Source organism: Dactylosporangium maewongense, assembly GCF_039531485.1.
Taxonomy (GTDB): Bacteria; Actinomycetota; Actinomycetes; order Mycobacteriales; family Micromonosporaceae; genus Dactylosporangium; species Dactylosporangium maewongense.
Genome location: NZ_BAAAQD010000001.1, coordinates 700520 through 722713 on the forward strand (window position 1 = coordinate 700520; position 22194 = coordinate 722713).

Here is a 22194-nt window from a genome sequence, read left to right on the forward strand (position 1 = left end):
ACCGGAAGGCGGCAGCATGTTCGATCTCACGGGGCGGCGGGCCCTCGTCACGGGGGCGGGGCACGGGATCGGCGCGGCGATCGCGGTGGCGCTCGCCGAGCACGGCGCGGACGTCGTGGTGCACCACGGGCGGTCCGCGGACCGGGCCGCCGCGGTCGTCGAGCGGATCGCGGGGCTGGGCCGGCGGGTCCTGGCGGTGGGGGGCGACGTGACCGACACCGCGGAGGTCGACCGGTTCGTGGGCGAGGCGACGCAGTACCTCGGCGGCCTCGACATCCTCGTCTGCAACGCCGGGCACCTGGTCGGGCGGGTCGCGGTCGCCGACATGAGCGACGAGCACTTCGCGCGCGTCACCGACGTCAACCTCACCGCCACGTTCCGGACCGTGCGGGCCGCGTTGCCGGCGCTACGGGCGTCCGGGGCGGGGCGGGTCGTCACGATGGCGTCCCTCGCGGCGCACAACGGCGGCGGGCCGGGCGCGGTCGCGTACTCCGCCGCGAAGGCCGGTGTCATCGGCCTGACCAAGGGCCTGGCGAAGGAGCTCGCGCCGGACCGGATCACCGTCAACGCCCTCGCGCCCGGCTACATCGGCGACACCGACTTCCACGCCACGTTCAGCACCCCGGAGCGGCGGGCGGCGACCGTGGCGGCGCTGCCGGTGGGCCGTGGCGGGACCGCCGCCGAGGTCGCCGCGGCCGCCGTCTACCTCGTCTCGGCGGAGGCGGGGTTCGTCACCGGCGCCACGGTGGACATCGACGGCGGCGCGTCCCCGCGCTGAGGTCCAGCGGGCCCGCCGGCATGACACGCGAGAAGCCGCCCCGGGAGGGAGCGGCTTCTCGAAAAGAGTGCGGTCAGTGCGCCATGGCGCGAGGGGCGTCGGGGTCGACGTCGAGGGGGCCGGTGCGGAACAGGACGGCCGACACGAGGGCGCACAGGAGGAAGAAGCCGGCGGACCACCAGAACACCGTGTGGTAGCGCTCGATGGCGGCCTGCGCGGCCAGCTGCGGCGTCGGCTTCCTGCCCGCCATGTAGTCGCCGGCGGCGCTCGCCGCGAACGAGCTGAGCAGCGCGGTGCCGATGGACCCGCCGATCTGCTGCGTCGTGTTGATCATCGCGGAGGCGACGCCGGCGTCGGTGTGGGCGACGCCGGAGGTGGCGGCGTTCTGCGTCGGGGCGAAGATGAGGCCCATGCCGAGGCCGATGACGAGCAGGCCGGGCAGCACCCCGGTGGCGTACGTGGAGTGCAGGTCGAGCCGGGTCATCAGCAGCATGCCGGCGCCGGCGGTGAGGGCGCCGAGCGGGACGAGCGGGCGCGGGCCGACCCGCGGGGTGAGGATCGAGCCGGCGGTGGTCGCCGACAGCATGATGGCGGCGAGCATCGGCAGGAACGCGCAGCCGGTCTGGATCGGGGTGAAGCCCAGGACGCCCGTCATGTAGTAGGTGAGGAAGAGGAAGATGCCGAACATGCCGGCGCCGGCGACGCCGACCGCGGCGTAGGAGCCGCCCCGGTTGCGGTCCAGCACGACGCGCAGCGGCAGGAGCGGGTGCTCGACCCGCCGTTCGATGGCGACGAACGCGATGAGGACCAGCACGCCGACGGTCACCGGGCCGAGGGTCATCGCGTCGCCCCAGCCGTCCGATTCGGCGTTCGCCAGGCCGTACACCAGCGACACCAGGCCGACGACGGCCGTCACCGCACCGGGGACGTCGATGCGGCCGCGGGTCCGGGCGGGTTCGTCGCGCAGCTTGAGCAGCCCGCCGGCGACGGCGAGCGCGGCGATGACGAGGTTGACGTAGAGGCACCAGCGCCACGACGCGTACTCGGTGAGGACGCCGCCGAGGAGCAGGCCGACGGCACCGCCGGCGCCGGAGATCGCGCCGTAGATGCCGAACGCCTTGCCGCGCTCCCTTGGGTCGGGGAACGTGATCGACAGCAGCGACAGCGCGGCCGGGGCGAGCGCGGCGCCGAACGCGCCCTGCAGCGCGCGGGCGACGATGAGCATGGTGAGGCCCTGCGCGGCGCCGCCGAGCGCGGACGCCAGGGCGAAGCCGACCAGGCCGACGAGGAACATCCGCTTGCGGCCGAACAGGTCCGACAGCCGCCCGCCGAGCAGCAGCAGGCTGCCGAACGCGAGCGCGTAGCCGGTGACGACCCACTGCCGGCCGCCGTCGGAGAAGCCGAGGTCCCGCTGCGCGGTGGGCAGCGCGATGTTCACGATCGTGGCGTCGAGGACGACCATGAGCTGCGCCATGGCGAGCACGACGAGCGCCCACCACCGACCAGTTTGCGGTTGCGGCGTCGGTACCGGTGTGCCCGGTCTCGCGCCGGCGCGCCTCGCGGCGGGTGCGCGGCGGTCGGTGGTGGTGCTCATGTCGGCTGTCCCCCGGTGCGTCAGAGTTCGGTGTCCCCTGCGCATCGGGATCCCGCGGGCGGAGCTGAGCGGCTGTACGGGACGTCACACCCCTGCCAGGGTGCCGTTACAGGGTGCTGCTACAGGGCGTCGACCGCGGCGGTGAGCGCGGCCGCGTCGAAGCTGCCCATCGGCAGGGTCGTGGCGAGCCGGTAGCGGACCTCGCCCGCGGCGTCGACGAGCAGGGTGCCGCTGTGCTGGAGCAGCATCGAGCGGGGCAGCCCGGCGGCGTGGTGCGCCTCCGCGCCCGGCGACGCCACCACGCGGACCGGGCCGGCGATCCGGCGGACCCGGTCGGCCTGCGCGTCCTCGCCGGGCACGACGACGACCGGGGTCACCCCGCGGTCGGCGAGCCGCAGCCCGGCCAGCTCCTTGACGTGCTGCAGGCAGACCGCGCAGCTCGCCGCCCGCACGAAGTACACCGCGACGCCCCGCCGGCCGTCCCGCAGCTCCGCGACCGTGATGCCAGGTGCCAGCTCCATGACTCCTCCTATTGGTAACTGAGTTACGTAAATTAGATACGTATCCGAGTTGCGTAGTCAAGGCCCGGGAGGTGCCGTCCTGCCGGTAAGGTGCTGGCATGAGTGAGGCCCCCTCGGCGGCCCCGGCCGCCGGGCACGACCTGGGCGTGCTGCTGGCCGCCTGCTGCGAGCGGCTGGTGCGCAACGTGCTCGGCGAGCTGTCCACCGTCGGCTACGGTCACCTGACCCCGTCGCAGTCGCTCACGCTGCTGTTCATCGGCGACGGTCTCGACACCGTCACCCAGCTCGCCGACCGGCTCGGCATGACCACCCAGGCGATCAGCAAGATCTGCGCGACCCTGCACGCCGAGGGTCTGCTGGGGCGGCAGGCCGGGGGCGCCGACGGCCGCGTGCGGCGCCTGGAGCTCACCGCGGCTGGGGCGCGCGCGGTCGACGCGATGCGCACCGCGGGCCTCGCCGCCGAGCAGGCCTGGGTCGCCCTCGTGGGCGCCGACACCCTCGCCGTGGTGCGGGAGGCCCTGACCGCGTTCGCGTTCGCGCCCGAGACCGCGCCGGTGAGCCCGGTCCACATCCGCTTCGCCTGAGCCGCCGTGCCGGGGTCCGCCGTTCGTTCGGCGGGGGCCGAACGGTGCCGGCGCTACGTTCGCGGGCATGAGCGACGACGTTCCCGAAGTAGACGGCCGCGACCCTGCCCGCGTCATCGAGGAGGCCGTGGCGCACGCGCTGCGGCTCGCCAGGACCTGGCCCGCGTGGGACGGGCGGCCGGTTCCCGCCGGCGACCGGGTGTACACGCCGCACAAGGCCGTCCGCCGGCTCGGTGACCACCTCGTCGACCACCTCGCCGAGCTGGAGGCCCGCCTCGCCGGCGCGCCGCCACCGCCCGACCACTGGCATGCCTCGGCTGTGACCACGCCCGCCGATCTCGCCCCGTTCACCGAGGAGGACTTCGACGAGGCGTACAGCAGACTCCACCGCCTCGGCATGATCTGGGCGCTGCGGTTGCGGGCCCTCGACGACGAGCGGCTCGACCGGGCCGAGGGCGGCGCGTGGACGCTGCGGCAGGTCGCGTTCCACCTCGGCAGCACCTACTACGCCGACGCCGTCGGCGACCTGACGCCCCCGGCGTAGGACCTGAGGTACTCCGCGGGGCCGGGCCGGCTCGGTCTGCGGTACCACCCCGGGCTACACCCTGGGGTGGAGGCGGGAATCCACCCGGGGCTCGATGAACGAGGGGCGGGCCGGGCATAGGTTCGGATGTATGCGGAGGATCTGGCGGGGGGCCGGCACTGTGCTGCTGGTCGGGGGCGCGGCGGCGGTGACGACGATGCTGCTGGCGACGGCGCTGTGGGGGCAGCACGACGACCGGTCGTGGCCGTCGCTGCTGTGGGCGGGCGTGAACGGCCTGCTGTGGGACAAGGGCGTGGTCAAGTTCGCCGTCGCCGCGGGACTCGGGTTCGTCATCGCCGTCCGGGCGGTGGCGCGGCGGGTCCGGCGCACCGACCGCACCGGCCGCACCGCCGCGGAGCGGGGCGTCCCGGCGCGGCCGGACCGGCAGCACGCGGGCTCACGCTGACCCGTCCCGCTGCGACAGGCGGCCCGGGGCGGGACCGATGCACCGGCCGGGGCGGGTGGGGTCAGGCCGGGCCGTCGCGCGGCGGGGGAGCCGTGGCGGGCAGGGTCAGCTGGACCGTGGTGCCCTGGCCGGGGGTGCTGGCGACGGTGATGTCGCCGTGGTGGGCCTCGATGATGGCTTTCACGATGGTGAGGCCGAGGCCCGCGCCCTGGGCGGCGAGGTGGTCGGCGGTGCTGCTGCGGTGGAAGCGGTCGAAGACGTGCGGCAGGTCCTCGGCGGGCACGCCGACGCCGGTGTCGGCGATCGTCAGCGTCGGCTGCGGCTCGGCGGTCGTGGCGATGGTGACGTGCCCGCCCGCGGGCGTGAACTTGACGGCGTTGAAGAGCAGGTGGTTGAGCGCCTGGGCGAGGCGTTCGGGGTCGCCGGTGGTCGGCACCGGGTGGTCGGTGCGGGCGGTGAGGCTGAGCCGCTTGTGCTCGGCGATCGGGCGGGAGGTGAGGCTCGCCTGGTAGGCGAGCTCGGCCAGGTCGATCTCCACCATGTCCAGCCGCAGCCCCGTCTCGTGCAGGCGGGCGACCAGCAGCAGGTCGTCGATGAGGCGCAGCAGGCGGTCGGCGTTGCGCTGCATGACGGCCAGGAAGCGGCGCACGGTCTCCGGGTCGTTGGTCGCCTCGTCCTCGTCGAGCAGCACCTCGATGTAGCCGCGCACCGACGACAGCGGGGTGCGCAGCTCGTGGCTGACGCTGGCCAGGAAGGAGTCCTTGAGCCGGTCCAGCTCGCGGAGCCGGTCCGCGGTGTCGCCGATGGTGCGGGCGTACCGCCGCAGCTCCAGATGCGCGGCGGCGTGGCGCGCCAGGGAGCGCAGGGCGCGGCGCTGCTGCAGGGTCAGCTGCCGGGGCCGCCGGTCCATGACGCACACGGTGCCGGCGGCGTGGCCGTCCTGCAGCAGCATCGGGGCGCCCGCGTAGAAGCGCACGCCGTGCTCGGCGTTGGCCGGGTTGCCGGCGAAGCGCGGGTCGGTGACCGTGTCGTCGATCTCCAGCAGCTGGCGGTCGCGCACGACGTGGGTGCAGAAGGAGTCCTCCCGGGCGCCCTCCTCGAGCTCCCACCCGACGCGGGCCTTGAACCACTGCCGGTCGGCGTCGACCATCGACACCATCGCGATCGGCGCGTCGCAGATGTCGGCGGCGAGCGCGGCGATGTCGTCGAAGTCCGCCTCCGCCCGGGTGTCGAGGATCCCTGTCTCGGCGAGCGCGGCGAGGCGCTGCGGCTCGTCGTCCGTCCGTGACGGCTTGCTCACGCCGGTGCTCCTCCGCGGTCGGGCTCATGTCGATCTTCGCATCTCCCCGTCGTCCCGGCGGACGTTTTGCCTGGCTGAGACGGTGAACTAGTGTCCTAGGACGGCTTACGGAATGTGACCCCGGCCCCAGGAAACGACAACGGCGAGGACCCGGGCCATCGTCCAGCCCGGGTCCTCGCCGTGTTCACAGGGTCAGCTGTACGCCTCGAACTCGTAGACGCGTGCGGCCGTGTTCGTGTTCTGGGTCGGGGTGATGATGTTCATGCGGATGTAGCGGGCGTTGACGTTGGTCGTGGTGGTGGTGACGTTGGCGGTGTTGCCGCGGACCTGTGCGGCGGTGGTCCAGGTGGAGCCGTCGGTGGAGGTCACCAGGTCGTAGTCGCGGGTGTTCCAGGCCGCGTCCTCACCGCCGGCGCCGGCGTGGCGGACGACCAGCGATCCGATGTGGACGGTGCTGCCGAGGTCGACCTGGAGGAACTTGGTCGTGCCGAGCGAGCACCACTTGTCGGAGTTGCCGCCGGAGACGCTGCCGTTGACCGCCTTCTCGGGGCCTTCGGTGGTGCCGCAGGACGAGTCGGCGGTGGCCGGCCTGCCGATGGCGAGGTTGCCGGACGGGGTGCCGCCGCCGTACACCTCGAACTCGTAGAGACGCGCCGCGGTGTTGCCGTCGTTGGCGGGGGTGCCGATGTCGACCTTCACGTAGCGGGCGGTCCGTGCCGTGATCGAGTGCTGGGTGCGGCTGGAGCGGTTGCCGGTGGTGGACACGACCTGGGTCCAGGTGGTGCCGTCGGTGGAGGTGGAGATGGTGTACGCGCCGGTGTTCCAGCCGGTCGACTCGCCGCCGAGGCCCGCGTGCTTGAGCACGAAGGTGCTGACGGTCTGGTTGGAGCCGAGGTCGACCTGCAGGAAGCGCGGGGCGGTGCTGGTGCAGAACTTGCTGTTGTTCTGCAGGCTGCCGTCGACGGCCTTGGCCGCGGACTCGGCGGCGGCGCAGGCGGTGGAGCCGGTGGCGGCCTTGTTCAGGGCCAGGTTGGTGCCGAGGTTGGCCGGGGTCGGCGGCTGGGTGGCGCCGTCGGTGAAGGACGGCGGGACGTTGCCGGCGCCGGTGCCCCAGCTGGACTCGCTGCCGCCCATCGTGTACTGGAGAGTGCCGCCGGCGGCGAGGTCGGGGTAGCGCAGGTAGTTGTTGGACACGGCGGCGCCGTCGCGGGTGAGGCTCTGCACGTACGCGTTGGTGGAGCTGCCGCCGTTGATCTGGATGTTGCCGGCGGAGCGCTGGATGAGCACCGACGGGAACGTGGGGCCGTGGATGGCGAGGGTGTCGGCGCCCGGGGTGACCGGGTACATGCCCATCGCGGACCAGACGTACCAGGCGGAGGTGGCGCCGAGGTCGTCGTTGCCGGGCAGGCCGCCGGCGCCGGTGGTGAAGGACTCGGTCATGACGCGGCGGACGGCGCCGGCGGTCTTGCCGGGCCGCTGCGCGAAGTTGTACGCCCACGGCACGTTGTGCTCGGGTTCGTTGCCGATGTAGAAGTACGGCCGGGAGAGCCCGCCGTTGAGCTCGGTGAAGTGGTGGTCGAGGCGCTGCACCGCGGTGGTGGGTCCGCCCATGAGGTTGATGACGCCGCCGAGGTTGTAGGGGACCATCCAGGTGTACTGGGCGGCGTTGCCCTCGGTGAAGGGGCTTTCCTGGGCGGGGTTGAGCGGCCACGGCCAGGTGCCGTCGCTGTTGCGCGGGTGGATGTACCCGGATTCGGTGTTGAACGTGTTGCGCCAGTACTGGGCGCGGGTCATCGCCGAGTTGTAGGTGGCGGTGTCGCCGGTGGCCTTGGCGAACTGGGCGACGGCGAAGTCCGAGGCCGAGTACTCCATGGAGTCCGACGGTGCGCCGGGGATGTACGTCTTCGACGCGTACTCCGACTGGCGGCCGCGGATCGGGGAGCCCTGCATGGTGCCGCCGGCGATGGCGTTCTTCATCAGCTGGAGCGCGGCGGCGGTGTCGAAGGCGCGGGCGCCGAACGCGTACGCGCTGGACACGATGATCGGGCCGGGGTCGCCGGTCATGACGAAGTCCTCGTTGATCTGCTGCGACCACTTGGGCAGCAGGCCGCCCTGCTGGCCGTCGAGGACCATGGACTTCATGATGTCGCTGGCGACGTCGGGGGCGATGAACGCGATGAGCGCGGCCCACGAGCGGTAGATGTCCCAGCCGGAGTAGTTCTGGTAGACGGGGTGGCTGGCGGTGTGCACGGCGTTGTCGAAGCCGCGGTACTGGCCGTTGACGTCGCTGGCGATGTTGGGGTTGACCATCACGTGGTACAGCGCGGTGTAGAACTTCTGCAGTTCGGTGGCGCTGCCGCCGGTGGCCTGGACGCGGTTGAGGGCGGTGTTCCAGGCGGCGTCGGCGTTGCCGCGGATGGTGTCGAACGCGCCGGTTTCGGCGTTGAGGTTGGCGGTGGCGTTGGCGGTGCTCACGAACGACAGCGCGACGGTGGCGTTGACGGTCCGGTTGCTGCTGGTGTCCCAGGTGATGATCGCGCCGGTGTTGACGCCGCTGGTGCTGGTGGATCCGTTGCTGATGGTGCCGCCGTTCCAGGTGCCGACGGAGGACGGGGCCCGGTCGAAGCGGATCGAGTAGTAGATCTGGTAGGTCTTGCTGGATCCGCAGAACCCGCCGGCGGTGACGCTGCCGGTGACGTTGCTGCCGGAGATGTTCACGGTGCCGCTGCGGTTGCCGGTGGCGGACCGGCTGGTGTTGATGAGCAGCCGTGCGGTGGTGGTGTTGGGGTAGGTGAGGCGCAGCGCGCCGGTGCGGGTGGTGGCGGACAGTTCGGCGTCGACGCCGTACTTGTCGAGGCGGTTCTTGTAGTAGCCGGCGGACGCGCTTTCGTTGGTTTTCGTGTACGCGGAGGCGTAGCTGGTCCAGGCGGTGCCGGGGGAGGAGCCGAGGGCGCCGGTGACGGGCAGCAGGCCGAGGTCCTCGTTGTTGGCGCAGCCGGCGCCGTTGAAGTGGGTGAGGCTGAACTCCTCGATGGTGCGGTCCTTGTCGCGGTATCCGGACGGGGACGCGGTGGGGGTGTCGGGGCTGAACTGGGTCATGCCGAAGGGCACGGTGGCGCCGGGGAACGTGGAGCCGCCGGCGCCGCCGCCGACAGGATTGGGGGAGTTGCTGTCGTCGGTGCCGATCAGCGGGTTGACGTATTGGGTCAGGTTGAGGTCGGCGGCGTTGGCCGGTGGTGCCTGCGCGAGCGCGACGAAGACGCTGCCCAGCAGGGCTGCGCCCGCACCGGCGAGCATTCGGACCGTGCGTGATCGGGACATGGGTGGTCTCCCGTTCGTGGCGGTGAGGACGGGAGAGCGCTCTCGATGCATTCATACTGGCTGATCAACGTTCCGTCAAGATTTGCCAGAACCCTGTTTCCCCTGCCGGGTTTGTTAGCGATGGTGCTCAATCCCGCGCGACCTGCGCCGGGCTTCTCGCGGGGGGCGGGCGGGTCGGCGGTTGGCCTGGTTCGTTTCCAGGGGCTGGGGGCGGGTAGCGGGGAGGGGGGAAGCGAGACGGAGGAGGGGCCGTGAAGGCTGTGGTGTGGCACGGTAGGCGGGACGTCCGGGTGGAGACGGTTCCGGACCCGGTGATCCAGGAGCCGAACGACATCGTCATCCGGCTCACGTCCAGCGGGCTGTGCGGCTCGGACCTGCATCTGTACGAGGTGCTGGGGCCGTTCATGAGTGAGGGCGACATCCTCGGGCACGAGCCGATGGGGGTCGTCGAGGAGGTCGGTGCGGACATCGCGCACCTGAAACAGGGTGACCGGGTCGTGATCCCGTTCAACATCGCGTGCGGGCACTGTCTCATGTGCGCGCAGGGGCTGATGACGCAGTGCGAGACGACGCAGGTGCGGTCGGCGGGCAAGGGTGCGGCGCTGTTCGGGTACACGAAGCTGTACGGGCAGGTGCCGGGCGCTCAGGCGGAGTTCCTGCGGGTGCCGCAGGCGCAGTTCGGGCCGATCAAGGTGCCGGAGGGGCCGGCGGACGACCGGTTCGTGTATCTGTCGGACGTGTTGCCGACGGCGTGGCAGGCGGTCGAGTACGCGGCCGTCCCGGCGAACGGGACCCTCGCGGTGCTGGGGTTGGGGCCGATCGGGGACATGGCGGCGCGGGTGGCGATGCACCGGGGGCTGCGGGTCATCGGTGTGGACCTGGTCCCGGAGCGGTTGGAGCGGGCCCGGGCGAACGGTGTGGAGGTGATCGACCTGACGCAGGTCGACGACGTCGCCGACGTGGTCCGGGACCTGACCGGCGGTCGGGGCGCGGACTCGGTCGTGGACGCGGTCGGTATGGAGGCGCATGGGTCGCCGGTGGGGAAGCTGGCGCAGACGATCGTCGGGTTCCTGCCGGACGTGGCGGCGCAGAAGCTGATCGAGAAGACCGGCGTGGACCGGTTGGCGGCGCTGCACCTGGCGATCGACGCGGTGCGTCGCGGCGGGACGATCTCACTGTCCGGTGTGTACGGCGGTACCGCGGATCCGTTGCCGATGATGGTGCTGTTCGACAAGCAGATCCAGCTGCGGATGGGTCAGGCGAACGTGAAGCGCTGGGTGCCGGCGATCCTGCCGTTGCTGACCGGTGACGGGGACCCGCTGGGGGTGGACACGTTCGCGACGCACCGGGTGCCGCTGGACGCGGCGCCGGTGGCGTACGAGAAGTTCCAGGCGAAGAAGGACGGCACGGTCAAGGTGCTGTTCAAGCCGTGAGCGTGTCCGCGAGCTCGTCGAGGTCGCGGATGCGCAGGTCGCCGGGCAGGCCGCGCAGTGCCGCGACGCGCATGCCGGCGGCCCGGCCGGCGTCGATGCCGGGCTGGGAGTCCTCGACGACGAGGCAGTCCCGCGGGTCGGCGTGGAGCAGGGCGGCGCCCGCCAGGTAGGGGGCCGGGTCGGGCTTGCCGCGGGGGGTGTCCTCGACGGTGACGAGGTGCCGGACGGGCAGGCCCGCAGCGTGCAGGCGGGCGGTGGCAAGCCGCCGGTCGGCGCTGGTCACGACCGCCCACGGCACGCCGAGCTCGTCGAGGGTCCGTAGCAGCCGTGCGGCGCCGGGGGTGGCGGTGACGTCGGCGAGGTCGTCGTACTGCAGCTCCAGGTTGCGCTGGGCGGCGGCCGCGACGGCGGTGTCGTCGAGGTCGGGGCGCACGACGCGGATCGTGGTCGCGGCGGGGTTGCCGTGCAGGATCGGGGTGAGGACGTCGACGGGGACGGCGTGTTCGGCCGCCCAGCGGTGCCAGGCGCGTTCGACGGCGCTGTCGGAGTCGACGAGTGTGCCGTCCATGTCGAGCAGGACTGCTTTCATGCGGTGTCCTCCTGTCGGTACCGGAGCTTCATGACGGAAAGGGTCACCAGTGCCGTGCCCGTCGCCGCGTTGGTGAGGACGATCGGCAGGTCGCCCTGGGATGCGCCGTACGCCACCCAGAGCGCGACCCCGGAGGCGAGGGCGAGCAGGTAGAACCATGAGATGTCGCCGACGGACCTGGTCCGCCATGACCGGGCGAGCTGTGGCAGCCAGCATCCGGTGGTGAGGATTCCGGCGAGCACGCCGAGCACCGACATGGCGCCTCCTTTAAACTCGTCCCGCGAGCATAATGTATGACGGGCAGGATCGGCACCCATGGACCATCGGGCGGAGACGCTGCGGGCGCAGGGGGCGCTCGCGATGCTGCGGTGCGCGCACCGGACGCCGGGGATCACGCGGGCCGAGGCGGCGGCGCGGCTGGGGCTGAGCAGCGGCTCGGCGGCCGGCATCATGGGCCGGCTGCGGGCGGCGCGGCTGCTCGCGGAGGCGCCCGCCCCGCAGACCGGCGGCCGCGGCCGTCCGACGGCGGTGCTGGTCCCGCACCCCGACGGGCCGCTCGTCGCCGTCGTCGACATCACCCACGCGACCTGGACGGTGACGACCGCGGCGATCGGTGGGGCGCTCGCGGCCGCGCCCGTCCACCGGCTCCTCGGCCAGCCCGCTTCCGCCGTCCTTCCGCTGGTACGGGACGCGCTCGCCGCGCTGCACGGCCCCCGGCTGCGGGCGGTCGGTGTCGCGATCCCCGGCACCGTCCACGGCCGGACCCTGGTCGAGGCGACGAACCTGCGCTGGCGCGGCGTCGACCTGGGCGTCCTGACGTCCCTGCCGCTCGCGGTCGGCAACGACGCCTCCCTCGCCGGTGTCGCCGAGGCGCTGCGCGGCGCCGCGCAAGGCGTCGGCGTGGCCCTGCACCTGACGGTCGAGGTCGGCGTCGGTGGCGTGCTCATCGTCGACGGCCGCCCGGTGCTCGGCGCGGCGGGCGCGGGCGGCGAGTTCGGCCACCTGCCGTTCGGCGACCCGTCCCGCCGCTGCCCGTGCGGTGCCGGCGGCTGCTGGGACCTCGAGGTCGACGGCCGTGCCATGGCCCGCCACCTGGGCCGCCGCGTGCCGGCCGACCCGCGGGCGTTCGCCGAGCGGACCATCGCCGCGGCCCGCAACGGTGACCCCGCCGCGGCCGCCGCGTGCCGGGCCGTCGCCGCGGCCCTCGGGCGGGGTGTCGGCGCCCTGATCAACGCCGTCGACCCGGCCGTCGTCACCCTCGGCGGTCTCGGCGTGGACCTGCTCGACGTCGCCGGCCCGGCCCTGCACGCCGGCACCGCCGAGGGCGTGATGGCCTGGCGCCGCGACGCCCTGCCCCCGGTCGTCCCCGCCGCGCTCGGCTCGCAGGGCCCGGCGATCGGCGCCGCCGAGTCCGCGATGGCGCTCGTCCTGACCGAAGCCGCCCTGACCGCCTGAGAACCCTGGGCGGGTCGGGGAGAAACCCTGAGGTGCCCACGAGTGTCAGGGTGTTAGCGTTTCACGTGTAAGGAAGTTCTTACATGTGAAGGAGCATCATGACGGCGAGCTCGCCCACCGGCGACGACCTGGTCGAGATGCTGGCGGCCCTGTCCAACCCGCTGCGACTGCGCATCGTCGCGAAGCTTGCCGGCGGCCGTGACTACGTGAGCCGACTCGCCCGGGAGATCGGCGTCAGCCGGCCCCTGCTGCACATGCACCTCCAACGGCTGGAGGCGGCCGGCCTGATCGTCGGCAGCCTGGAGCTCTCCGAGGACGGCAAGGCGATGAAGTACTACGAGGTCGCGGACTTCGACCTGCACCTGAACGCCGCGACCCTCGCCGCGGCGGCCGAAACCCTCACCGACCCCAAGGAGCGGTCCTGATGTACCTGAGCGCGGAAGAAATCACCTGGCCGGAGATCACCGCGTTTCTCGGCCTGCTGGTGGCCCTGCTGTTCCTGTTCGGGTTCAGCCTCGCCAGCTGGCTGGAGTACCGGAAGCTGAAGGTCGCCGGGCACCAGCAGGAGGACCTGCGGCAGCTGGTGCGCCGCTACGAGCAGCTGGCGGAGAACTCGATGGACGCCCAGAACCGGATCGCGACCGACGTGGCGGACCTGCGCACCCGCACCGCGTCGATCGAGAAGATCCTGCGGACCGTCGAATGAGGCGCGCGGTCGCGGTCCTCGGCCTGTGGCTCGTCGCCGGGTTCCTGCTGCTGCCCCTCGCCGGGAAGATCGGCGACGTCACCACCACCGACCCGGCGGCCCTGCTGCCGCAGAACGCCGAGGCGACCCAGGCGCTGCTGCGGGCGCGGGAGGCGTTCCCGGGCAGCGACACCCCGGTCGCGGTCGTCGTGTACGTCCGCGACGGCGGCATCACCGACGCCGACCGGTCCGCGGTGGACGCCGACCGGCAGGAGTTCGGGAGGACGACCGGCCAGCAGATCGGTGCGATCACCGCGAGCGGCGACGGGCAGGCGCTGCTGCTGTCGTTCCCGGTCCAGGACAAGGACGTCGTCAAGCAGGTGAAGGCGGCGCTCGCCGACTCGCCCGCCGGGCTGCGCGCGGAGGTCACCGGGTCCGCGGGGGCGCTGTCGGACCTCGACGACGCCGGTCAGGGCGCCGACACCACCCTGTTCCTCGCCGCCGCCGGCATCGTCGCGGTGCTGCTGCTGCTCACGTACCGCAGCCCGGTGCTGTGGATCGTCCCGCTCGTCGCGGCGGTCGCGGCCAGCCAGCTGTCCTCCGCGCTCGTCTACCTGATGGCGGAGCACCTGGACGTGACGGTCACCGCCGACCTGACGACGATGATGACGGTCCTCGTCTTCGGCGCCGGCACCGACTACGCGTTGCTGCTCATCGCCCGGTACCGGGAGGAGCTGCACCTGCACCCGGACCGCACGGCGGCGATGGCGGTCGCGGTGCGCCGGTCGTTCCCCGCGATCCTCGCCTCCGCCGCCACCGTGTCCCTCGGCGTGCTGTGCCTGCTCGCCGCTCGGATGAACGACATGCACAGCTTCGCCCCGATCGCCGCGACGGGCATCATCGTGTCGTTCGCGGTGATGACGACGCTGCTGCCGGCCATGCTGGTGCTGCTCGGCCGGTGGCTGTTCTGGCCGTTCGTGCCCCGCTACGGCGCGGCCGTCACGACCAGACGCGGGTTCTGGCACCGCGCCGGGGACCTCGTGGGGCGGCGGCCGCGGCTGCTGTGGACGGTCACGGCGGCGGTCCTGGTGCTGCTGGGGCTCGGCGTGTTCGGGCTGCGGCTCGGGCAGAGCACCTCCCAGATGTACACCACGGAGGTCGGCTCCGTCGCCGGCCAGCACCTCATCGACAGGCACTTCGCGGGTGGCGTGTCGTCGCCGGCGCTCGTCCTGGCGGACGCGTCGACGGTCGACGCGGTCGTCGCGGCGGCGAAGGCGACCGGCGGGGTGGCGGACGCGACGGCGACCGGCCGGTCCGCGGACGGCCGCTGGGTGTCGATCGCGGCGACGCTCACCGACCCGCCGGACTCCGCCGCCGCCCGGGCGACCGTCGACCGGCTGCGGGCGGCCGTGCACGCGGTGCCGGGCGCGGACGCCGTCGTCGGCGGGGAGACCGCGACCGCCGTGGACGTCGCCAGGGCGTCGGAGCGTGACAACCTCGTCGTCGTGCCGCTGATCCTCGGCGTGGTGCTGATCGTGCTGATCCTGCTGCTGCGGGCGCTCGTCGCGCCGCTGCTGCTGGCGGCGAGCGTGGCGCTGTCCTACGTCGCGGCGATGGGCCTGTGCGGGCTGGTCTTCCAGGCGCTGGGCCATCCGAACATCGTGCACGGCATGCCGCTGTACGCGTGGCTGTTCCTCACCACCCTCGGCGTCGACTACACGATCTTCCTGATGACCAGGGCGCGGGAGGAGGTCGCGGTGCGCGGCAACCGCGACGGCATGCTCACCGCCCTCACCGCCACCGGCGGCGTCATCACCAGCGCCGGTCTGGTCCTGGCCGGGACGTTCGGCGTGCTGGTGCTGCTGCCGTTCGTCGCGGCGGTGCAGATGGGCCTGATCGTCGCCCTCGGCGTGCTGCTGGACACGTTCGTCGTGCGGACGCTGCTGGTGCCGGCGCTCGCCATCGACGTCGGGCCGCGGCTGTGGTGGCCGAGCCGGCACGCCCAGACGCCGGCCGCCCCGCCACCGTCGAGGATCACGGTCGACATAGCAGGATGATTCCGCGTCGCGGTGCCCGCACCCCGGGTGCCGCGACGCGGTACTGTCGGCGTGCGGGGCCGGCTCCATGGCGTGCTTCCTTCTTTCTCGTACTCCGGTTCGCCGGAAACGAACCCTGCAGCGCGCCCGCTTCCCGGCCCCGCCCATCCGCACGGAACCACTGAACCACGGAACCGGATCGGTCGCGGGAGCGTCTCAGCAGCATGAGCATCGATGGAGGCCGCCGGTGGGCGGTCGTTGCCGCGGCGGGAGCCGGCACCCTGGTGGCCCTGGTCGCCGCCGTACTGGTGGTCAACCGGCCACCGGCCGCACCCGGCGAGCCGCCGCCGCCGTCGGCGCGGGCCGCCGCCGACCCCAGGACGCTCGTCGTCGACGACGGCGACCTCGTCGAGGCCAGCGGGCAGGTGCTGGTCCCGCCGGGGAAACCGGCCCGGCTCTGCGCGCCCGCCCCGGTCCCCGCGATCGGCCGCCCCGGCAACGAGCCGCCGACGTGCGCGCTCGGCGTCGACGTCACCGGCGTCGACCCCGCGAAGCTCACCGGCGCGGGCGTCGTGGCGGGCGTCACCACCGGCCAGGCCAGGCTGCGCGGCACCTGGCGCGACGGTCAGCTGCACGTCACCGAGCAGGGGCCGCCGAAGCCGCCGGCGCCGGTGGGCTTCGACGACACCGTGCCGTGCGGGGCGCCGAAGGGCGGCTGGAAACCCGGCGGCGGCGCCGACAGCAACGCGATGCACCAGTACATCTACGAGCAGCACCCCGACCGGTTCCGGCCGCTGCGGATCGCCTACCCGGACGGGCCGCCGACCGGGGCCACCACCGGCCCGCAGCCGACCGAGGTCACGGTCGTCGAGGTCGTCGCCGGCGACGCCGCGGGCGAGGAGCAGCGGCTGCGGAAGCTGTTCGACGGCAACCTGTGCGTGGTCGCGGCGCCCGGCCGGCCCAGCCTCGCCCGGCAGGAGCAGCTGCGGGAGCAGGTCAGCGCCGGCCTCGACCCGCTGATGTCCGACCCGGCCAGCGGCATCTGGTCCGTCGGCGGCGACGACGTGTTCACCGTCGAGCTCATGATGCTCACCCCGCGGCTGTACGAGCAGCTCAACGCCATCGGGTTCGACCTGCTGCGGGTGGAGCCGTGGCTGCGGCCTACCGTTGGGTGATGAGCAGTCGCACGGACATCCTGGGCCGGCGCAAGCAGGTCGCCCTCACCACGTTCCGCAAGGACGGCACGCCCGTCTCCACCGCCGTGTGGCACGTCGTCGACGGCGACGAGGTGCTGATCCTCACCGAGCCCGGGTCGGGGAAGGTGAAACGGCTGCGCAACAGCGGCCGGGTCGTGGTCGCGCCCAGCGACATCCGCGGCCGGGTCCCGGACGGCGCGCCGTCGTTCGAGGGGACCGCCCGGCTCGTCGAGGACCCCGACGGGGTCGACCGCATCCGCCGGGCGATCGGCCGCCGGTACATCTCCTCGCGGATCGGCAACTGGTTCAACCGGCTGCTGCGCCGCCCGCGGGTGAGCATCGGCATCGTCGTCACCCTGTAGCCACCTCTGTGGCTGTGGCGGGCCGCCCCTGTGGCGGGCCGCGTTGTTCAGCGGGCGGCGACGTTCGGGGTGCCGAAGCGGACCGGGACGCCGGGGGAGTAGAGCACGCTCACCGGCGGCCCGGCCGGCGCCGGCAGGCCCGCCGCGGTCACCAGAGTGTCGTCGAGGTCGAGCAGGTCCGCGCGGTACAGCGGCCACCGCGGATGCTCGTTCGGCAGGTGCAGCGTGCGGCCGAACGCGCGGGTGTGCAGCCCCCAGCGGGCCGTGACGAAGTGCTCCAGGGGCGACGGCTCGGCGACCGGCGCGCCGACCCGCACCGCCATACCGTTCACCGCGGGGCGGGGACCCGGCCAGCGGCGGCGGCTGGTGTACCGCACGACGTCGCCGTCCTTCACCAGCCGCATCCTCGCCCACTTGTACGGCAGCCGCAGCGACACCTGAGCGGTCAGCACCGGCAGCAGGCGCGCCGCGTCCAGCGACAGGAACACCACGGCGCGCCGGCCGGCGCCGTCGACGCTGTACAGCCGCACGTTCGTCTCGCAGAACGTGCCGAGATAGGGCAGGCCCGGCCCGCTGAACAGGCCGAGCCGCACCATCCGGAAGCCGATCAGCCCCACGAACGACACCCCGTCGAGCGTGTCAGGGACCGTGCCCGCGGGCAGGAACGGCGCGACGGTCTCCGGCGGCACCGCCCAGTGCAGGAACGCGAGGTCGTGCCAGCGCTGCACCAGCATCGAGCGGCGCACCGGCCGCAGCGTCTCCGGGGTCACGTCCTCGATCCGCACGGCCCTCATTCTCCGGCATCACCCCGTCACCTTCACCACCGTCCTCGTCCACTGCAGGCCGTCGCTGGAGCGGTACAGCGCGTCGGCGTCGAACGCGTAGTAGGCGCCGGGGCCGGCGGCGAGGACCCGCTCGCCGGCGGTGTGCAGCAGCGCGGTGCCGAGACCCGGCTGCTTCGCCGGGCGGTACGTCTGCCCGCCGTCGGTGCTGGCGTACCACTCCTGCGGCGGGTCCATCCGCGTCAGCACCACGTGGGTGCCGCCGGCCGCGACATAGGCGTCGCCCTCCTGGTACGCCGCCCGCGGCAACGTCTGCCCGGGGTGCACGCGCTGCCAGGTGCGGCCCCCGTCGCCGGTCCGGTAGACCAGCGTCCTGACCCCCGCGGTCGCCGCCGACGTCGGGCCCACGCCGGTCGTGTCCGCCGGGTCCGGCTGGGTGATGACCGTGTACCCGGTGACGCCGTCGACGCTGTCCACGGCCGGGTACACGTACATATCCGGCGCCGGGAAATCGGCCTCGCCGCGGCCGAACACGGACGTCGCCCACGTGACGCCGCCGTCGTGGCTGACGGACACCGCGGGCCGGTGCTCGCCGCCGCGCTCCCACCCGCTGACCCACAACCCGCCCGCCGCCGGCACCGCGACGGTGTCGTGGACGTCGATGTCCGGCGGGTTCGCCAGCAGCGTCGCGCGGGCGGTGACGGGGTCGACGGCGAGCATCGTGCACAGGTCGGCGGGCCTCGTCGGCGGCGCGCAGATGATCCAGCCGCCCGCCGGCACCTTCGGCACCTTCCCGGCGACCGTCTCCACGACCCGCCAGCTGCGGCCGCCGTCCCGGCTCACCATCGGGATGTGCAGCAGCTGCGGGCCCGCCGGGTCGGTGTTCTGCTGCTCGACGGTCTGCGCCAGCACCCCCGGCGACGGCGCGGACACGTCACCGGCGACGTCCTCCGACCGCACCGTCCACGTCTTGCCGCCGTCGTCGGATCCCACCAGGTTCACCGTGCACCGCGCCCCTTCACCGCACGCGTTCACCTTCGCGTACAGGTGCTCGGCGTCGGCGGCGGCGATCGACACGATGGACCCGTCGCGGGTGCCCGCCGGCCACCCGTCGGCGGTCTGCGTCGGCGGGTCCGCGGGCTGCCCCCCTGACGGCGTGAGCGTCGCCGCGGCGACGACCGCGGTGGTTGCCACCGCCGCCGCGACCGCCGTCCACCCCGCGGCCCGCCGGCGCCTGCGCTGGAACGCCCGCTCGTACACCGCGTCGGCGGACAACCTGCTCGGCGGCGCCTCACCGGCGGCCTCGTCGAACCGTTCCCGGATCTGGTTCATCGCAGCCCCTCCGTCAACGCGAGCTCACCGTCGGCCTCGAGCAGCTCCCGCAGCCTCGCCAGCCCGCGCGCGGCCTGGCTCTTCACCGTCCCCTGTGCGCACCCGAGCACCGCCGCGGTCGCGGCGACGTCGAGGTCCTGGTAGTACCGGCACACCAGCACCGCCCGCTGCCGCGGCGGCAGCTGCCGCAGCGCGGCCGCGAACGCGATCCGGCCCGGGCTGCCCTCCGCCGCGCCGGCCGCCCCCGCCACATCGGGCGGCTCCGCGACACTGCGCTCCCGCCGCCGCCAGACCCGCCGCACGTCCGCCAGGTACGCGCGCACCAGACACGTCCGCACGAACCCGTCGAGCGCCTCCCGGTCGCGCACCTTCCGCCAGCCCACCGCCAGCCGCATGAACGCCGTCTGCGTCAGGTCATCAGCCCAGTGCCAGTCCCCACACAACAGGTACGCCGTCCTGCGCACCACATCCCGCCGGGCCGTGAAGTACTCCCGGAACTGGCGCTGCTCTTCGCTCTCTCCGCTCGGCATCGCACCTCCCTAGCCCCTAGGTGCGCCCCACCCCTCGTTTCGGTTGCATGCCCCGTCCCGCCGCCCGCTCTGCTGGCCCGCCCGCCTGGCTGCTGGTTTCGGTTGGACGCGCCGCTCTGCCGCTCGTTCCGGTTGGGCGCGCCGCCTGGCTGCCGGTTCCGGTTGGGCGCGCCGCCCGCGCCCGAGCCGAGGGCGTCGCGCCGCGCGTCGGTCCAGAAACCGAAGGATCCCGCCGGTGCCGTCCGCATCCTGCACCCCGCCGTCCCTGCCCGTCGGCGATCCGACCGCGCCGCTCTGCCGACCGCGCCGCCGGCGCCACCCTTGCTCGACGGCGCTGGCATCGACGCGGTCATCCGGTACACACGCTGGCAAGGAAACGACGTCGATCACTACCCCTGATCCTGGACCCGGTGCCGGAACTCCGCGAGCGCCGACTGCACCACGCCGTTGAGCCGCTGCAACTCCTCCTCGGTCGGCTCCCGGCGCAGGTGCACCTCGATCTTGAAGTCCCCGTCGACGATCCTCGCCTCGAAGCGCTCCAGCAGATCCTGCGGCAACCGGCGCACCACGAACTCGCGGAACGCCTCCTCGACCGCGCCCGCCACATCCCCGCACCCGCAGGTCCGGCCCCGCAGGACCGCGCCGAGGTGACTCCGCCCGGCGATCGCGTCCGGATGCGCGTCCGGCAGCGCGGCGAGCCCCTGCTCCAACGCGGTCCGTGCCTGCGCCAGCCGCTCCTGGTGCTGCAGGAAGATCCCGAGGGCGACCCCGGCCCGGCCGAGGATCTCGAAGTCCGCGCCGCGCTGCGCATGGGTCACCGCGTCGGTGAGGCACCGCTCCGCCTCCGCGGTCTGGCCCGCGTCGCGCAGCGCCAGCCCCCAGTTGCGCAGCACCAGACTGGTCAGCTCCGGCCGGTCGATCCGCAGCGCCCGCCGGTGCGCCGCCTCGTACGTGCGCAGCGCACCGTCCCGGTCACCGGCGTCGCCGTACGCGAGGGCGAGGCCGAGCTCCGCCGTGAGAGCGTCCTCGGCGCGCCCCTGCCGGTCGTGGGAGGCGAGGACCCTGCGGATCGCGTCGACCCGCCCGGCCGGATCGCCCAGGTCGCGGCCGGTGTTCGCGAGCGCGGTGAGGACGTTGAGCGTCACGGGATGGTCCGGGCCGAGCCTGACCTCGACCGCGGTGGCGAGCACGGCGATGACGGCCCGGTGCGCGGCTGGCTCGGCGAGCCCCTGCCGCAGCAGTACCGCCGACGCCATGGCCTCGACGACTCCGTCGGGCAGCTGGTCCAGCCCCGCGAACAGCGGCTCGCCGGTCCCGCCGGCGTGCACGACCTCCGCGCGCAGCGCGAGCGCCGACGCGACCTGGTCGTGCCCGTTGCTCCACAGGTTGCGCACCGCCTCCTCGATCACGTCCCGCGCCTGCCCGACGTTGCCGCGCTGCAGCAGCACGTCCGCCAAGGGCTCGAGGCCGAACGCGTACCCGGCGTGGTCCCGGCCGTAGAACGCCTGCCGCCCCTCAGCCCCACGGCGCAGCTCGGCCTCGGCGTCCTCGAGCCTGCCGGTCATGCGCAGCGCGAGGCCGAGGTTCAGCCGGTACGTGAGATGCTCCTTGCGGTCCACAGCAGGCACCGCGATCGCCGCCCGGTAGCAGGCGATGGCCCGGTCGGGCTGGTCGCAGTTGAGCAGGATGTTGCCCAGGTCGCACTGCGCCGACGCCCACGCGGCACTGCCGTGCCCGTGCCGGACGGTGACCGCCCGCAGCTCGCGCACCATCACTTCCTCGGCCTCGACGAACCGCCCTTCATGCATGAGCGAGACGGCCACGTCGATCGGTGCGGCGGATACGTTCACGGCGCGGAAGTCTATCCGTTCCCGAGACATAGCCTTATGGCTACATCGTGATAGGGTGAACACCGTGAATGTGCAGCGACACGTCCCGGCCATGTACCACCAGATCGCCGACCTCCTCCGCGACGACATCACCCGCGGCATCCATCCCTCCGGGCAGCCGTTGCCCACTGAACGCGAGCTCTGCGACCGGTACGCGGTCAGCCTCACCACCGTCCGCCGCGCCCTCGCCATCCTGCGCGAGGAGGGCCTTGTCACCTCCCGCCGCGGCGCCGCCTCGATCGTCCGCGAACGCCCCGCCCGCCGCATCGTGGTGATGGGCCGCGGCAGCCGGCTCACCTGCCGCATGCCCACCACCACCGAACGCTTCAAGCTGGGCATCGACCGAGGCGTCCCCCTCGTCGAGGTGCGCGACCGGCTCGGCCAGGTCGAGGTGTTCCTCGCCGACCAGGTCGAGGTCCTCAGCCCCGAAGGCCTCGCCACCGCCACCACCAGGGTCATGGACGTCGCCTGACCAGGCTGCCCACCGACTCCTCGCAACGGTCCCACCTCGACGCCCTCCCTTCACCTCGCTGGTCACCACGCCCCGCCGGACGTCGGCCACTGTCACTCCAGAGGCCTGCACGACACATCACCTCGGATGCCGGCGCACGCCGCAGACCCGCACCGCGAGCCAGCCGCCCCCGTCCTGCCGGCCCTGCATCGCCTCCTGCACCGAGCCGCTCCGCAGCGCGCGTAAGGCCGCCACGGCGCTCGTCACGCCCGCAATCGCTGCCACAGCCGGACACCCCTCCTTCGCTGCCGGACGCGGACCTTACTGCGACGCCACCCACGGACCTCTGCGACACCATCCGTGGACT

23 protein-coding genes are annotated in these 22194 nt (G+C 73.3%); 12 read left to right on the forward strand and 11 right to left on the reverse strand.

From position 1 onward, the window contains the following. Positions 1-16 precede the first annotated feature (16 nt). Entirely contained in the window at positions 17-778 is a 762-nt protein-coding gene (locus ABD332_RS02980) for an SDR family NAD(P)-dependent oxidoreductase (protein ID WP_344499212.1), read from the forward strand. 73 nt (positions 779-851) lie between these two features. Here ABD332_RS02980 and ABD332_RS02985 read toward each other — a convergent pair whose 3' ends face one another. Together ABD332_RS02985 and ABD332_RS02990 are read right to left on the reverse strand one after the other, a co-directional pair. Next, positions 852-2372, reverse strand: coding sequence for a DHA2 family efflux MFS transporter permease subunit (locus ABD332_RS02985; protein ID WP_344499214.1), 1521 nt, complete (start codon positions 2370-2372; stop codon positions 852-854). Between the two features lie 119 nt (positions 2373-2491). After that, entirely contained in the window at positions 2492-2893 is a 402-nt protein-coding gene (locus ABD332_RS02990) for a redoxin family protein (RefSeq protein ID WP_344499216.1), read from the reverse strand. 98 nt (positions 2894-2991) lie between these two features. Here ABD332_RS02990 and ABD332_RS02995 point away from each other — a divergent pair, with 98 nt between their 5' ends. From ABD332_RS02995 to ABD332_RS03005, 3 genes are all read left to right on the forward strand, one after another. Further along, complete coding sequence (locus ABD332_RS02995; RefSeq protein ID WP_344499218.1) at positions 2992-3477, forward strand: MarR family winged helix-turn-helix transcriptional regulator; 486 nt, start codon at positions 2992-2994, stop codon at positions 3475-3477. 67 nt (positions 3478-3544) lie between these two features. Continuing rightward, on the forward strand, positions 3545-4021 hold the full coding sequence (locus tag ABD332_RS03000) for a hypothetical protein (protein WP_344499220.1): 477 nt from the start codon (positions 3545-3547) through the stop codon (positions 4019-4021). Between the two features lie 130 nt (positions 4022-4151). After that, positions 4152-4466, forward strand: coding sequence for a hypothetical protein (locus tag ABD332_RS03005; RefSeq protein WP_344499222.1), 315 nt, complete (start codon positions 4152-4154; stop codon positions 4464-4466). 61 nt (positions 4467-4527) lie between these two features. Here ABD332_RS03005 and ABD332_RS03010 read toward each other — a convergent pair whose 3' ends face one another. Continuing rightward, complete coding sequence (locus ABD332_RS03010; RefSeq protein WP_344499224.1) at positions 4528-5766, reverse strand: GAF domain-containing sensor histidine kinase; 1239 nt, start codon at positions 5764-5766, stop codon at positions 4528-4530. Between the two features lie 192 nt (positions 5767-5958). Further along, a complete protein-coding gene (locus tag ABD332_RS03015) occupies positions 5959-9087 on the reverse strand; it encodes a GH92 family glycosyl hydrolase (protein WP_344499226.1) in 3129 nt (1042 codons plus the stop codon). Positions 9088-9338: 251 nt separating this feature from the next. Here ABD332_RS03015 and ABD332_RS03020 point away from each other — a divergent pair, with 251 nt between their 5' ends. After that, positions 9339-10520, forward strand: coding sequence for an alcohol dehydrogenase catalytic domain-containing protein (locus tag ABD332_RS03020; RefSeq protein WP_344499228.1), 1182 nt, complete (start codon positions 9339-9341; stop codon positions 10518-10520). Here ABD332_RS03020 and ABD332_RS03025 read toward each other — a convergent pair. Both ABD332_RS03025 and ABD332_RS03030 read right to left on the reverse strand, forming a co-directional pair. Further along, positions 10510-11109 carry an HAD-IA family hydrolase gene (locus ABD332_RS03025; protein ID WP_344499230.1) on the reverse strand — a complete coding sequence of 200 codons (600 nt, stop codon included), beginning with the start codon at positions 11107-11109 and terminating at the stop codon, positions 10510-10512. The two genes, ABD332_RS03020 and ABD332_RS03025, sit on opposite strands and share 11 nt — an antisense overlap. Beyond that, entirely contained in the window at positions 11106-11366 is a 261-nt protein-coding gene (locus ABD332_RS03030) for a SemiSWEET family sugar transporter (RefSeq protein WP_344499232.1), read from the reverse strand. The genes ABD332_RS03025 and ABD332_RS03030 overlap by 4 nt, the downstream gene beginning before the upstream one ends. Positions 11367-11424: 58 nt before the next feature. Between ABD332_RS03030 and ABD332_RS03035 the strand changes: the two genes are divergently transcribed. From ABD332_RS03035 to ABD332_RS03060, 6 genes are all read left to right on the forward strand, one after another. Then, positions 11425-12564 (forward strand): ROK family protein, encoded by a 1140-nt coding sequence (locus tag ABD332_RS03035; protein ID WP_344499234.1) that lies wholly within the window; start codon positions 11425-11427, stop codon positions 12562-12564. Positions 12565-12662: 98 nt separating this feature from the next. Continuing rightward, positions 12663-12989 (forward strand): ArsR/SmtB family transcription factor, encoded by a 327-nt coding sequence (locus tag ABD332_RS03040; protein WP_344499236.1) that lies wholly within the window; start codon positions 12663-12665, stop codon positions 12987-12989. Next, on the forward strand, positions 12989-13270 hold the full coding sequence (locus ABD332_RS03045; protein WP_344499238.1) for a hypothetical protein: 282 nt from the start codon (positions 12989-12991) through the stop codon (positions 13268-13270). Before ABD332_RS03040 ends, ABD332_RS03045 begins: the two co-directional genes overlap by 1 nt. Beyond that, a complete protein-coding gene (locus ABD332_RS03050; protein WP_344499240.1) occupies positions 13267-15306 on the forward strand; it encodes an MMPL family transporter in 2040 nt (679 codons plus the stop codon). Before ABD332_RS03045 ends, ABD332_RS03050 begins: the two co-directional genes overlap by 4 nt. Positions 15307-15509: 203 nt before the next feature. After that, positions 15510-16460 carry a hypothetical protein gene (locus ABD332_RS03055; RefSeq protein ID WP_344499242.1) on the forward strand — a complete coding sequence of 317 codons (951 nt, stop codon included), beginning with the start codon at positions 15510-15512 and terminating at the stop codon, positions 16458-16460. Then, entirely contained in the window at positions 16460-16843 is a 384-nt protein-coding gene (locus tag ABD332_RS03060; RefSeq protein ID WP_344499244.1) for a PPOX class F420-dependent oxidoreductase, read from the forward strand. The genes ABD332_RS03055 and ABD332_RS03060 overlap by 1 nt, the downstream gene beginning before the upstream one ends. A 47-nt stretch (positions 16844-16890) precedes the next feature. Here the strand turns inward: ABD332_RS03060 and ABD332_RS03065 are convergent, their stop codons facing one another. The 4 genes from ABD332_RS03065 to ABD332_RS03080 all read right to left on the reverse strand — a co-directional run bounded on the left by ABD332_RS03065 (position 16891) and on the right by ABD332_RS03080 (position 21337). Then, complete coding sequence (locus tag ABD332_RS03065) at positions 16891-17637, reverse strand: YqjF family protein (RefSeq protein WP_354896506.1); 747 nt, start codon at positions 17635-17637, stop codon at positions 16891-16893. A 9-nt stretch (positions 17638-17646) separates the two neighbouring features. Further along, positions 17647-18957: a sialidase family protein gene (locus ABD332_RS03070; RefSeq protein ID WP_344499248.1), complete on the reverse strand. Its 1311-nt coding sequence runs from the start codon at positions 18955-18957 to the stop codon at positions 17647-17649. Continuing rightward, a complete protein-coding gene (locus ABD332_RS03075; RefSeq protein WP_344499250.1) occupies positions 18954-19487 on the reverse strand; it encodes a SigE family RNA polymerase sigma factor in 534 nt (177 codons plus the stop codon). The genes ABD332_RS03070 and ABD332_RS03075 overlap by 4 nt, the downstream gene beginning before the upstream one ends. Before the next feature lie 389 nt (positions 19488-19876). Then, positions 19877-21337 carry a tetratricopeptide repeat protein gene (locus tag ABD332_RS03080; protein WP_344499252.1) on the reverse strand — a complete coding sequence of 487 codons (1461 nt, stop codon included), beginning with the start codon at positions 21335-21337 and terminating at the stop codon, positions 19877-19879. A 64-nt stretch (positions 21338-21401) separates the two neighbouring features. Between ABD332_RS03080 and ABD332_RS03085 the strand changes: the two genes are divergently transcribed. Beyond that, complete coding sequence (locus ABD332_RS03085) at positions 21402-21848, forward strand: GntR family transcriptional regulator (protein WP_344499254.1); 447 nt, start codon at positions 21402-21404, stop codon at positions 21846-21848. 117 nt (positions 21849-21965) lie between these two features. On the opposite strand, the gene ABD332_RS03090 is transcribed toward ABD332_RS03085, so the two are convergent. After that, positions 21966-22112 (reverse strand): hypothetical protein, encoded by a 147-nt coding sequence (locus ABD332_RS03090; RefSeq protein ID WP_344499256.1) that lies wholly within the window; start codon positions 22110-22112, stop codon positions 21966-21968. Positions 22113-22194 lie beyond the last annotated feature (82 nt).